Source organism: Streptomyces sp. YS415, assembly GCF_023544665.1.
GTDB lineage: Bacteria > Actinomycetota > Actinomycetes > Streptomycetales > Streptomycetaceae > Streptomyces.
On record NZ_JAMJFL010000015.1, the window covers coordinates 176,075 to 188,873 of the forward strand.

A 12,799-nucleotide genomic window follows, 5' to 3' on the forward strand; every position below is an offset into this window, starting at 1 on the left:
CCGCGGCGGCACTCGAACGACGCGCAGGGCGCCCCGAGCCTTCTCCGGCCCGGGGCGCCCTGTTCGTCGTACCGCCTGCTGCCTACGAATGCGTCCGCAGGAGCGTGCGCATCGTCCGCATGGCCACCGACAGGTTGGCGAGGTCGAACGTCTCCGAGCCCTGGATCTCCTCCAGGGTGGTGCGCGCCCGGCCCAGGATCGCCGCGTTCTTCTCCTGCCACCGCTCGAAGCGCTGCTCAGGGGTGGAGGAGCCGTTGCCGACCGCGAGGACGTCCGAGGTCAGCGCCGCGTGGGCCGCGTAGAGGTCCTCGCGGATGGAGGCGCGGGCCATGGACTGCCAGCGGTCGTTGCGGGGCAGCTCGATGATGCGGTCCATCAGCTGGGTGATCCGCAGCCGGTCGGCGAGGTCGTAGTAGACCTCGGCGACGTCCAGCGGCTCCTTGCCCATGCGGTCGGCCACCGAGACGATGTCGAGCGCCGGGAAGGCGGACGAGAAACCGGCCACGCGCGTGGCGAGTTCACCGGTGACACCGGCGGCGGTCAGCTCGTCGTGGATCTGCTGGTACCACTCCAGGTCCGCGCCGCGCAGCAGCTTGGGCAGCTGCTGCCACACCTGCTCGACCCGCTCACCGAAGAACTCGACGTTCTCGGAGAGCTGGATCGGCTGCGGACGGTTGTTGAGCAGCCAGCGCGTGCCGCGCTCGACCAGGCGGCGCGAGTGCAGCCGGATCCGGGTGAGCACGGCGGCCTCGACCTGGTTGTCCAGGGCTTCGACCGCGTCCCACACGGGCGCCGAGCGGAAGATCGCGCGGGCCGCGGTCTGCGCCCGGACGATCTCCTCCAGCGAGGCACCGGTCTCCTCGCGCAGCCGGTGCAGATAGGTCGTACCGCCGGTGTTGACCGTGTCGTTGACCAGCACGGTCGTGGTGATCTCCCGGCGCAGCGGGTGGCTGTCGATGTGCTCGGGGAACCGCTCGCGCACCGCGCTGGGGAAGTACGTGTCCAGCAGTCCGCGCAGATAGGGGTCGTCGGGGAGCGAGGTGTGCAGCAGCTCCTCGGCGACCGTGATCTTCGTGTACGCCATCAGCACGGCCGTCTCCGGACCGGTCAGACCGTCTCCGGCACCGAGCCGCTCACGGATCTGGCGGTCGGTGGGCAGGAACTCCAGGGCGCGGTCCAGGTGGCCCTCGCGGACCAGGTGGCGCATGTACCGGTGCTGGGCGTGCAGCATGTCCTTGGACTGGGCCAGCGCGTTGGCGATCGCCGTGTTCTGCGCGTAGTTGTTGCGCAGCACCAGCCGGCCGACCTCGTCGGTCATCTCCGCGAGCAGCTTGTTGCGCTGCTTCACGGTCATGTCGCCGTCCGTGACCAGGCTGTTGAGCAGGATCTTGAGGTTCACCTCGTGGTCGGAGGTGTCCACGCCCGCGCTGTTGTCGATGGCATCGGTGTTGATCTTGCCGCCGTTCCGGGCGAACTCGATCCGGCCGAGCTGGGTCAGACCCAGGTTGCCGCCCTCGCCGACGACCTTGACCCGCAGGTCGGCGCCGTCCACGCGGATGGCGTCGTTGGCCTTGTCGCCGACGTCGGCGTTCGACTCGGTGGACGCCTTGACGTACGTACCGATGCCGCCGTTCCACAGCAGGTCCACCGGCGCCTGGAGGATCGCCTTCATCAGGTCGGCCGGCGTCATCTTCGACACCTTGCCCTCGATGCCGAGCGCCTCGCGGACGTGCGCGTTGACCGGGATCGCCTTGGCGGTACGCGGGAAGACGCCGCCACCGGCCGAGATCAGCTCGGTGTCGTAGTCGGCCCAGCTGGAGCGCGGCAGCTCGAACAGGCGGCGGCGCTCGGCGTAGGAGGTCGCCGCGTCCGGGTTCGGGTCGATGAAGATGTGCCGGTGGTCGAAGGCGGCCACCAGCCGGATGTGCTCGCTGAGCAGCATGCCGTTGCCGAACACGTCACCGGACATGTCACCGATGCCGACGACCGTGAAGTCCTCGCTCTGGGTGTCCACGTCCAGCTCCCGGAAGTGCCGCTTGACGGACTCCCAGGCGCCGCGGGCGGTGATGCCCATGCCCTTGTGGTCGTAACCGGCCGAGCCACCGGAGGCGAAGGCGTCACCGAGCCAGAAGTTGTACTGCTCGGCGACCTCGTTGGCGATGTCGGAGAAGGTCGCGGTGCCCTTGTCGGCGGCGACCACCAGGTAGGTGTCGTTGTCGTCGTGGCGCACCACGTCGGCGGGCGGCACGACCTCGCCGGCCACCATGTTGTCGGTGATGTCGAGCAGCGCCGAGATGAACGTCTTGTAGCTGGCGATGCCCTCGGCCAGCCACGCGTCCCGGTCCACCGACGGGTCCGGCAGCTGCTTGGCGACGAACCCGCCCTTCGCGCCGACCGGCACGATGACGGTGTTCTTCACCATCTGCGCCTTCACCAGGCCGAGGATCTCGGTCCGGAAGTCCTCCCGCCGGTCCGACCAGCGCAGACCGCCGCGCGCGACCTTGCCGAAGCGCAGGTGCACGCCCTCGACCCGGGGCGAGTACACCCAGATCTCGTACGCCGGACGCGGCGCCGGCAGGTCCGGGATGGCCTGCGGGTCGAACTTCATGGAGACGTAGTCGTGCGGGCGGCCGCCGGCGGCCTCCTGGAAGAAGTTGGTGCGCAGCGTCGCCTTGATGACCGTGAGGAAGGACCGCAGGATGCGGTCCTCGTCCAGGCTCGCCACCTGGTCGAGGGCCGCGTCGAGCTCTTCCAGCAGGGCGTCCACGATCTCGTGTCCGGCGCGCTGGCGGTCCGGGGACATCCGCGCCTCGAACAGGGAGACCAGCAGCCGGGTGGTGTGGACGTTGTTGCGGAGGGTGTCCTCCATGTAGTCCTGGCTGAAGGTGGACCCCGCCTGGCGCAGGTACTTGGCGTACGCGCGCAGCACCATCGCCTGCCGCCAGGTCAGCCCGGCGCTCAGCACGAGGGCGTTGAAACCGTCGTTCTCGGCCTGTCCGGTCCAGGTGGCGGCGAAGGCCTCCTGGACCCGCTCCCGGGCGTCGTCGCCGAGGTAGTCGGTGCCGCCGCCCGCGAACTTCGGCATGCGCAGGCCGAAGTCGTAGATCCAGGCGACCGAGCGGTCCGAGGAGCGCAGCTCGTAGGGGCGTTCGTCGACGACCTCGACGCCGAGCCGGCTGAGCACCGGCAGAACGGCGGACAGGGAGATGGCCGCGCCCTTGCGGTAGATCTTGAAGCGGCGCTCCTCGGGGGCGGCGCCGACCGGCTCGTAGAGGCTGAGCTCGAAGTTCTTCTGGTCGCCGAGCTCTTCGAGGTTGACGAGGTCGGCGACCGCGGCACGGGGGGTGTGGTCGGCCTTGTAGCCCTCGGGGAAGGCGTTGCCGTAGCGGCGCAGCAGCTCCGCGGCCCGCTCCTCGCCGAGTTCGGCGGTGAGCGCCTCGGCGAAGCCGTCGGCCCAGGAGCGCGCGGCCTCGACCAGACGGGCCTCGATGCGCTCCTTGTCGGCGTCGCTGAGCTGCGCCAACTCGGTGCCCTGCGGGACCCGGACCACGAAGTGCAGCCGGGACAGGATCGACTCGGTGTTCCAGGCGGTGAAGTCGACGCTGGTGCCGCCGAGTTCCTCCTTCAGGATGTCGATGATCCGCAGCCGGACGCCGGTGGTGTAGCGGTCGCGGGGCAGGTAGACGAGGGCGGAGTAGTAGCGGCCGTACTCGTCCTGGCGCAGGTAGAGGCGCAGGCGCCGCCGCTCCTGGAGGTACAGGACGCTGGTGACGATCGACTGCAGCTCGGCGACGGGCGTCTGGAAGAGCTCGTCGCGCGGGTAGGTCTCCAGGATCTGGAGCAGGTCGCGTCCGTCGTGGCTGTTGGGCGAGAACCCGGCGCGCTTGAGCACGTCGGCGACCTTGCGGCGGATGACGGGGACGCGGCGCACGGACTCCGTGTAGGCGGCGGAGGAGAACAGTCCGAGGAAGCGGCGCTCGCCGACGACATTGCCCTCGGCGTCGAACTTCTTGACGCCGATGTAGTCCAGGTACGACGGCCGGTGGACGGTGGCGCGGCTGTTGGCCTTGGTGAGCACCAGCAGCTTGTGCTCGCGGGCCTTGGCGCGGGCGTCGGCGGGCAGCCGCTCGAAGGAGGGGCTGACCGGGTGGGCCTCCTCACCGGCGTGGTGCGGGTCGGAGCGCAGGATGCCCAGGCCGGTGCCGGGGACGGCGGCGAGCGAGTCGTCGGCGCGCAGTTCGTACTCGCGGTAGCCGAGGAAGGTGAAGTGATCGGCGGCGAGCCACTGGAGCAGCTCGCGGGCCTCCTCGACCTCCGGTCCGGGCAGATCGCCGGGGACGTGCTCCTCGCCCAGGCTCTCGGAGAGCCGGATCGAGGCGTCCCGCATCTTCTCCCAGTCCTCCACGGCCTCGCGGACGTCGGACAGGACGCGCAGCAGGTCGGCGGTGATCTGCTTCAGGTCGGCGCGGTCGGTCTCGCGGTCGATCTCGACGTGGATCCAGGACTCGGTGTGCGCGTCGTGCGGGCGCTCGCCGGGGGCCGGCGGAACGGTGAGCACTTCGACGAGCTTGCCGGTGACATCGCGGCGGACCACGACCTGGGGGTGGATGACGACGTGGATGCCCCGTCCCTGACGGGTCAGTTCATTGGTGACGGAGTCGACGAGGAAGGGCATGTCGTCGGTGACGACCTCGACCACGGAGTGGCTGCATGTCCATCCGTTCTCTTCCACCGTCGGGGTGTGGACCCGCACATTGGCCGTACCCTGCGGTCGGGTCTCGGCCAGCCGGTAGTGCGAAAAGGCGGCTCCGAAGACATCGACCGGGTCGCGGTCGGTGAGGTCCTCCGGGGCCGTGTGCAGGTAGTAACGCTGGAGGAACGAGAGCACGGTGTCCCGGTCCGGGGTGGCCTCGCCCGTGGTCCCAGTCGGTAGGTGCCCCCCGGCCGGGCTGTTCTCAGCTACCCGGGCGGCCCTCTCGAGCAGCTCGGCCTTTGCTTCGTCCAGCTTGGTCTGCATTGTCCTCTGGCTCCTGTCGCGCGCCGTTGCGTGACGTAGAAGGAAGTACGGTCTCGTGCCCTCCGGCGTAACGTCGCGACGCGGGGTGTCCGGTCTGCTTCGACGCTATGCCGCGAGGTGAGATGAGCGGGGGGATATCAGCCAAAATCGGCACGGCCGTCGGGTGTGACACTGCTCTCCGCAGTGCCCTAACCGAGGGGTTGCGCGCCGTCGTCCGCCCGCGAGGATCAGCGATCGCCGCCCGGCCACGGATGTCATCCGTGCTCACCGGGCGCAGGGCAGGGGCGGCTTTGCCCCCGCGAGCTATCGCGCTGATCACGCCACCAGGCTATCGCTGATTACCGGGGACCCGTCATGAGCCGTATGTGTACAAAACCGGGGGTGGAAGTTTGACGTTATGCACAGTGCGGGCGCCCGCCGGTTCGGCGCGGGGCCCTCGGGACGCCGGTCTCCTCCCGGGCCCGGCCTGACCCCGGCGTCGCGCCCCGGCTCACGACGCCAGCCGCTCCGCCTCGGCGACGGCCTCGTCCAGCGTGTCCACGACCGGTACGCCGACCCCCTCCAGGCTGGCCCGGCTGTGCGACCCGCCGGTGTACAGCACGGCCCGCGCCCCCACGTGCAGGGCCGCCACGGCGTCGTCTGCCGCGTCCCCGATCACCACGGTCCGCGCCGGGTCCACCCCGGCCAGCGCCCCCAGATGCCGCACCATGTGCTCGGCCTTGCTCCCGCCGGAAGGCCCGGTGCGTCCGTCCACCCGTATGAAGTACGCGTCGATCCCGAAGCCCCGCACCAGCGGCAGCAGGTCGTCGTGCCCGTACATGCTGAGAATCGACTGGCTGCGCCCGCCGGCCCCCCAGCCGGCGAGCAGCTCGGTGACCCCCGGGGTCAGCCCGCACCCCACCCGGTGCTCGGTGTAGTACCGGTGGAAGGTCGCGTCCATGACCTCCCACTCGGTGTCGGTCGGCAGCCTTCCGAGCAACCGCTCGTAGAACTTCGGCACCGGTACGCAGTACAGCGACCGGTACTGCTCGATCGTGATCGGCTCGAGTCCCAGCTCGGCGAAGGCCGCGTTCGTGGCCCCGATGATCGCGTCGTTGTCATGGAACAGCGTCCCGTTCCAGTCCCAGACGATGTGCGCCCCTGTTCGCATCCCCATGCCCAAAAACGTACCCGCCCGCACTGACAATCAAGAGAACCGCTGGTCAAGTCGGGGTGAGCCGCAGACCGCGGACCTCCGCTATCCCGCGAGCCCCACCAGATTCGGGATCTCCTGCGTCGCGAACCACAGCAGCTCGTGGTCCTCGGCCCCGTCCACGGTGAACTGGGCGTCGTCGTCCCCGCCGTCCGCCGCCGCCAGCGCCTGCGCCGCGGCGGCCACATCCGCCTCCGCGTCACCGGCGTCGACGTGCACGGAGGCCGCCTTCGCCAGCGGCACCGCCTGCGCGACCCGCACCTCGCCGAGCGCCGAAGGGTCGAGGCCCCGGTCGGGGTCGGCCGTCGCCGCGCCGTCGGGCACGTCGACCGCGACCACCACGCGTCGCCGCGTCGCCTTGGAGTCCGCCGCCAGCAGCCGCAGCGAGGCGAGCGCGGCCCGGTTCAGCGCCGCGTACTCCAACTCCTCGATGTCGTCCGAGAGGTACCACTCGCGCAGCGCGGGCGTGACGGCGTAGGCGAGCAGCGGCCCGCCCGCCAGTTCGCCCGTCTTGTACGCCTCGGCGAGACCGGGAAGGGTCAGGGGGACGTAGACGCGCATGGCTGGCCGCTTTCGGGTCGGAGGCTTCCGCAACAGTCCCGGGGAGGGCGTTCCCGCACCTCCCGAAGGGCCTTCAGGATACGTGCGGCCGTCCCCTTTCGAGCCCCTGCCCGCCCCTCCGGGGCCGTCCACCCCCGTCCGGGGACTCACCCGGCCCGCCCCCGCGCCCATGGGCCCGGCCACCCCCGGGGTCATCCGGATAGGTGAACATTCCGGGCCCCCCGACGCGCGCCCACCGCCGCTTGCTGCCCCGCGCGGCAGCCCGTACAAGATCCCCAACCACAAAGTTACCGCTCGGTAATTCCGGGCCGACCCGACGGGGGCACCCATGAACAAGGTCATGACGCGGGCGAGGAACCACCCCGGCGCCCGCCCGCCGGTCCGCCGCGACTCCCGCCGCCCCGGCGGCACCCCGGTCCACCGGACCCCGGCCGGCGGGCGCGGCACCGAGCAGGCGGTCCACGTCGTACCGCCCCAGACTCCGCGCCGTCCCGTCGCCCCGGCCGTCCCCCAGCCCCGCCCCACCGATGTCTTCGCCGACCGGCTGCTCGCCGTCCTGAGCGGACAGCGCCCGGTCCACTGCATGCTCCGCCACACCGCCGGCCGCGCCTACGACGATCTGGCCTGGCTCGCCGAGTTCGGCCCCCTGCGCACCTCCCGCGGCACGCCCGGCAGCCGCCCGGTGATCCGGGACATCGGCTACTACGTGCCCTCCCCGGGTGCCATCGAGGCCTTCGCCCGCATCGGCGCCGGCGACCGCCTGCGCGCCATGGCCTTCCGCCTGGAACAGGGCCGCGACCTGCGCTGGCGCTGCACGGCGGTGGAGCTGGGCGGCCCTGCCCGACCCCACAGGGACGACGACTGAGACCACCGTCCCAGGGCTCAAGGGACCGGCGGGACCCGTGAGGCCTTCGCCCGCATCGGCGTCGGTGACCGCCCGCGCGCCATGGCCTTCCGCCCGGAACAGGGCCCGCCCAGGGACGGACGACCAAGGCCGCCGCGGGGCTCCGGGGCCGACAGGATCCATGGGGAGGTCTCATGCCGAAGGGCCGGGCACCCGAACGGTGACCCGGCCCTTCGCGGCCGCTGAGACGCCCTCACGGGCGCTGCGAAACTACTTCTTGCGGCGCTTTCCGCCACGCGCCTGCTTGCGGCGCTCCGCGCGCGTGAGGCCGTCCGCCTCGGAGCGCACCGGCTCCTCGTCGTCGGACCAGTCACGCTCGACGGTGCCGCCGGCGCCGTCGACGGTCGGCGCGGAGAGGTGCAGGTTCCGCCGCTGCGGGGCGTCCAGACCCTTCGCGCGGATCTCCGGACGCCCGCCCGTCTGGGCGGGAACCGCGTCCTGCGGGCTCTTCTGCAGAGTCGGCGCGGCGTCCTCGACCGGGACCTCCTCGACCTGCTGCTCGACCTGGACCTCCAGGTTGAACAGGTAGCCGACGGACTCCTCCTTGATGCCCTCCATCATGGCGGTGAACATGTCGAAGCCCTCGCGCTGGTACTCGACCAGCGGGTCCTTCTGCGCCATCGCGCGCAGGCCGATGCCCTCCTGGAGGTAGTCCATCTCGTACAGGTGCTCGCGCCACTTGCGGTCCAGGACCGACAGCACGACCCGGCGCTCCAGCTCGCGCATGATCTCGGAGCCGAGCTGCGCCTCGCGCTCCGCGTACTGGGCGTGGATGTCGTCCTTGATGGACTCGGCGATGAACTCGGCGGTCAGGCCGGCCCGGTCACCGGCCGCCTCCTCCAGCTCGTCGACGGTGATCTTCACCGGGTAGAGCTGCTTGAAGGCGCCCCACAGCCGGTCCAGGTCCCACTCCTCGGCGAAGCCCTCGGCGGTCTCCGCCGTGACGTAGGCGTCGATGGTGTCGTCCATGAAGTGCTGCACCTGCTCGTGCAGGTCCTCGCCCTCCAGGACGCGGCGGCGCTCGCCGTAGATGACCTCACGCTGGCGGTTGAGGACCTCGTCGTACTTCAGGACGTTCTTGCGGGTCTCGAAGTTCTGCTGCTCGACCTGCGACTGCGCGGACGCGATCGCGCGCGTGACCATCTTGTTCTCGATCGGCACGTCGTCCGGGACGTTCGCCATCGACATCACGCGCTCGACCATCTGCGCCTTGAACAGGCGCATCAGGTCGTCGCCCAGCGACAGGTAGAAGCGGGACTCGCCCGGGTCGCCCTGACGGCCGGAACGACCGCGCAGCTGGTTGTCGATACGGCGCGACTCGTGCCGCTCGGTGCCGAGGACGTAGAGCCCACCGAGCTCCTTGACCTCCTCGAACTCGGACTTCACGGCCTTCTCGGCCCGCTCCAGAGCGGCGGGCAGCGCCGCGGCCCACTCCTCGATGTGCTCCTCGGGGTCGAGGCCGCGCTGGCGCAGCTCCGCCTCGGCGAGGTCCTCGGGGTTGCCGCCGAGCTTGATGTCGGTTCCGCGGCCGGCCATGTTGGTGGCCACGGTCACGGCGCCCTTGCGGCCGGCCTGGGCGACGATGATCGCCTCACGGTCGTGCTGCTTGGCGTTCAGCACCTCGTGCTGCACGCCGCGCTTGCTGAGCTGCTGCGAGAGGTACTCGGACTTCTCGACCGACGTCGTGCCGACGAGGATCGGCTGGCCCTTCTCGTGCTTCTCGACGATGTCGTCGACGACCGCCTCGAACTTCGCGACCTCGGTGCGGTAGATCAGGTCCGACTGGTCCTTGCGGATCATCGGCCGGTTCGTCGGGATCGGCACCACGCCGAGCTTGTAGATCTGGTGGAACTCGGCGGCCTCGGTCATCGCCGTACCGGTCATGCCGCACAGACCGGGCTGTTCCTTGCCGTCGTGGTCGTGGCGCTTGTAGAGACGGAAGAAGTTCTGCAGGGTGATCGTGGCGAGCGTCTGGTTCTCGTCCTTGATGTCCACCCCTTCCTTCGCCTCGATCGCCTGGTGCATGCCCTCGTTGTAGCGGCGGCCGGCGAGGATACGGCCGGTGTGCTCGTCGACGATCATGACTTCGCCGTCCAGGACGACGTAGTCCTTGTCCTTCTTGAAGAGCTCCTTGGCCTTGATGGCGTTGTTCAGGTAGCCCACCAGAGGCGTGTTCACCGACTCGTAGAGGTTGTCGATGCCCAGCCAGTCCTCGACCTTGGCGACACCGGACTCGTGGATCGCGACGGTGCGCTTCTTCTCGTCGACCTCGTAGTCGCCGGTCTCCTCGATGCCCTTGAGCTGGTTGCCGGGCTCGCCCCGCTTCAGGCGGGTGACCAGCTTGGCGAAGTCGCCGTACCACTTGGTGGCCTGGTCGGCCGGGCCGGAGATGATCAGCGGCGTACGGGCCTCGTCGACGAGGATGGAGTCGACCTCGTCGACGATGGCGAAGTTGTGGCCGCGCTGGACGAGTTCGTCCTTGGACCACGCCATGTTGTCGCGCAGGTAGTCGAAGCCGAACTCGTTGTTCGTGCCGTAGGTGATGTCGCAGGCGTACTGCTGGCGACGCTGGGCCGGCGTCATGTTGGCAAGGATGCAACCCACTTCCAGGCCCAGGAACTTGTGGACGCGGCCCATCATTTCGGAGTCGCGCTCGGCCAGGTAGTCGTTGACCGTGATGAGGTGGACGCCCTTGCCGGACAGCGCGTTCAGATACGCGGGCAGGGTGCCGACGAGGGTCTTGCCCTCACCGGTCTTCATCTCGGCCACGTAGCCGAGGTGGAGGGCGGCGCCGCCCATGATCTGCACGTCGTAGTGACGCTGGCCGAGGGCGCGCTTGGCGGCCTCGCGGACGGTGGCGAAGGCCTCGGGGAGCAGGTCGTCGAGAGTCTCACCGTCGGCGTACCGCTGCTTGTACTCCTCGGTGAGGGCCCGCAGCTCGGCGTCGGAGAGGTCGACGAAGTCCTCTTCGATGGAGTTGACCTGGTCCGCGATGCGGTGCAGCTTGCGCAGGATCTTGCCTTCGCCTGCACGCATGAGCTTGGAAAGGACGGACACGGGGGTTGGTCTCCTTGCCGGTCGGGCCTGGGACGGTCGGTTTCCATTTGACTTGACTGAGCAACGGCCATCGTATGCGAGGACCCCGCCACGCCGGGAGGCCTGCCGAGACGGCGACCGCCCGCCGCTGCACATCTCTTCGGAAGGGACAACGGACGGGCGCCGCGGATGGTGCCGTGCGGTGCGGCGAATTACGCGAATTGTGATCGGCCGCTCACGCACGGCACATACTTGGCGTCCGCGGCCGCGCGCGAGCAGAATCGCCCGATGGACCCCGTGACGCTGACCACCGACCGCCTCCTGCTGCGCACGGTCGGCCCGTACGACACCGACGCCGTGTACCGCGCCGTCCAGGACCCCGACATCCAGCGCTGGACCACCATCCCCTCGCCCTACCTCCCCGAGCACGCCAGAAGCTTCACCGAACAACTGGCCCCCGACGGCTGGGCGGACGGCAGCATGTTCACCTTCGGCGCCTTCCTCCGCGACGGGGAGGACCTGGCGGGCATGCTCGGCCTGACGATGCGCGCCCTGGGGGTGGCCGAGATCGGCTTCTGGACTGCGAAGGAGCACCGTGGCAAGGGCTACACCTGCGAGGCGGTCCTGGCGGCCGCCCGCTGGTCCTTCACCGCGGCCTGCGTCGACCGCGTGGAGTGGCGGGCCGAGGTCGGCAACACGGCCTCCCGCGCGGTGGCGGAACGAACCGGCTTCACTATCGAGGGCACCCTGCGCTCCGCGATCAACAACAAGGGCGTACGACGGGACTGCTGGGTCGGCTCGCTCCTCCCGTCGGACCTGGGCCTGGCGTCCACGGCGCCGTACGTGCCGTCGAGGAGCTGAGAAACCCGCTGCTCATCGCCCACTGTCAGTGCCACCCCCTATCGTGCGGACCATGACGACCCCGCGCCCCAGCACCGAGCTCTCGGCAGACGAGGCCCGCCGCATCGCCCTGCGCGCTCAGGGCCTGCTCGGCACCCCCGACCGCAGATCCGGCGTCCGCGGTGTCCTGCGTCATCTGGGCGCGGTCCAGCTCGACACCATCTCGGTGCTGGCCCGCTCCCACGAGCTCATCCCGTACGCCCGCCTGGGCGCGGTGGGCCGCAAGACCGTCGAGGACGCCTACTGGAAGGACACGCACGCCTTCGAGTACTGGTCGCACGCCGCCTGCATCCTGCCGGTGGAGGAGTGGCCGCACTTCGCCTTCCGCCGCCGCGCCTACCGCAGCCGCCCGCACTGGCACCACGACCTCCCCGACGGCGTCTACGACCAGGTGATCAAGCAGCTCACCACCGAAGGCCCACTCACCGCGACGGAGTTGGGCGGTGCGAAGAAGACCAGCGACTGGTGGGACTGGTCCGGCTCGAAGGTCGCCGTGGAGCGCGCCCTGATGTACGGCGAGGTCGTCTGCGTGGAACGCCGGGGCTGGAAGCGCGTGTACGACCTGGCGGAGCGCGCCGTCCCGGCCGCCCTGCTGCACGACGAGCTCGACGACACCGAGTGCCTGCGCCGCCTGGTCCGGCTGGCCGGCCGGTCCCTCGGCGTCGGCACCCGCGCGGACATCGCCGACTACCACCGCCTCAAGGGCGAGCAGGTGGACGCGGTGATCGCGGACTCCGGCCTGGTCCCGGTCACCGTCGAAGGCTGGGCCAAGCCCGCCTGGGCGGACCCGGAGGCGCTGGCCACGCCGCCCCGCGGGCGGCACCGCACGACTCTGCTGTCCCCGTTCGACTCCCTGATCTGGGAGCGGGCACGCACCGAGCGGATCTTCGGCTTCACCCACCGCCTGGAGGCCTACGTCCCCCGCCAGAAGCGCGTCTACGGCTACTTCGCGATGCCGGTCCTGGCGGGCGGCCGGCTCGTCGGCCGCGTGGACCCGGCCCGCGAGGGAAGCACGCTGGTGGCCAGGCAGGTCACCCTGGACGGCCCGAAGGCGGTCCCGGCGGTGGCCCAGGCCCTGGTGGAGGCGGCAAGCTGGGTGGACTGCACGGACGTACGCGTGGAGCGGGTCGATGCCCCGGAGCTGCGCGAGCCCCTGGTCCGCGCGCTCAGCGGGCTGCCGGCCTGACCC

At 70.4% G+C, this 12,799-nt stretch carries 7 protein-coding genes; 3 read left to right on the forward strand and 4 right to left on the reverse strand.

The genetic code is table 11. From position 1 onward, the window contains the following. Window positions 1-82 precede the first annotated feature (82 nt). The 3 genes from M8H82_RS21285 to M8H82_RS21295 all read right to left on the reverse strand — a co-directional run bounded on the left by M8H82_RS21285 (window position 83) and on the right by M8H82_RS21295 (window position 6,770). Window positions 83-5,017 (reverse strand): NAD-glutamate dehydrogenase, encoded by a 4,935-nt coding sequence (locus M8H82_RS21285; RefSeq protein WP_250076411.1) that lies wholly within the window; start codon window positions 5,015-5,017, stop codon window positions 83-85. 490 nt (window positions 5,018-5,507) lie between these two features. Further along, window positions 5,508-6,173: an HAD family hydrolase gene (locus tag M8H82_RS21290; protein WP_250076412.1), complete on the reverse strand. Its 666-nt coding sequence runs from the start codon at window positions 6,171-6,173 to the stop codon at window positions 5,508-5,510. Between the two features lie 81 nt (window positions 6,174-6,254). Continuing rightward, entirely contained in the window at window positions 6,255-6,770 is a 516-nt protein-coding gene (locus tag M8H82_RS21295) for a hypothetical protein (RefSeq protein ID WP_250076413.1), read from the reverse strand. Window positions 6,771-7,098: 328 nt separating this feature from the next. Here M8H82_RS21295 and M8H82_RS21300 point away from each other — a divergent pair, with 328 nt between their 5' ends. After that, window positions 7,099-7,635 carry an Rv3235 family protein gene (locus M8H82_RS21300; RefSeq protein ID WP_250076414.1) on the forward strand — a complete coding sequence of 179 codons (537 nt, stop codon included), beginning with the start codon at window positions 7,099-7,101 and terminating at the stop codon, window positions 7,633-7,635. 249 nt (window positions 7,636-7,884) lie between these two features. Here the strand turns inward: M8H82_RS21300 and secA are convergent, their stop codons facing one another. Continuing rightward, entirely contained in the window at window positions 7,885-10,731 is a 2,847-nt protein-coding gene (secA, locus tag M8H82_RS21305; RefSeq protein ID WP_250076415.1) for a preprotein translocase subunit SecA, read from the reverse strand. A gap of 267 nt (window positions 10,732-10,998) precedes the next feature. Between secA and M8H82_RS21310 the strand changes: the two genes are divergently transcribed. After that, complete coding sequence (locus M8H82_RS21310) at window positions 10,999-11,571, forward strand: GNAT family N-acetyltransferase (protein ID WP_250076416.1); 573 nt, start codon at window positions 10,999-11,001, stop codon at window positions 11,569-11,571. Window positions 11,572-11,623: 52 nt separating this feature from the next. Continuing rightward, entirely contained in the window at window positions 11,624-12,796 is a 1,173-nt protein-coding gene (locus M8H82_RS21315; RefSeq protein WP_250076417.1) for a winged helix-turn-helix domain-containing protein, read from the forward strand. Window positions 12,797-12,799 lie beyond the last annotated feature (3 nt).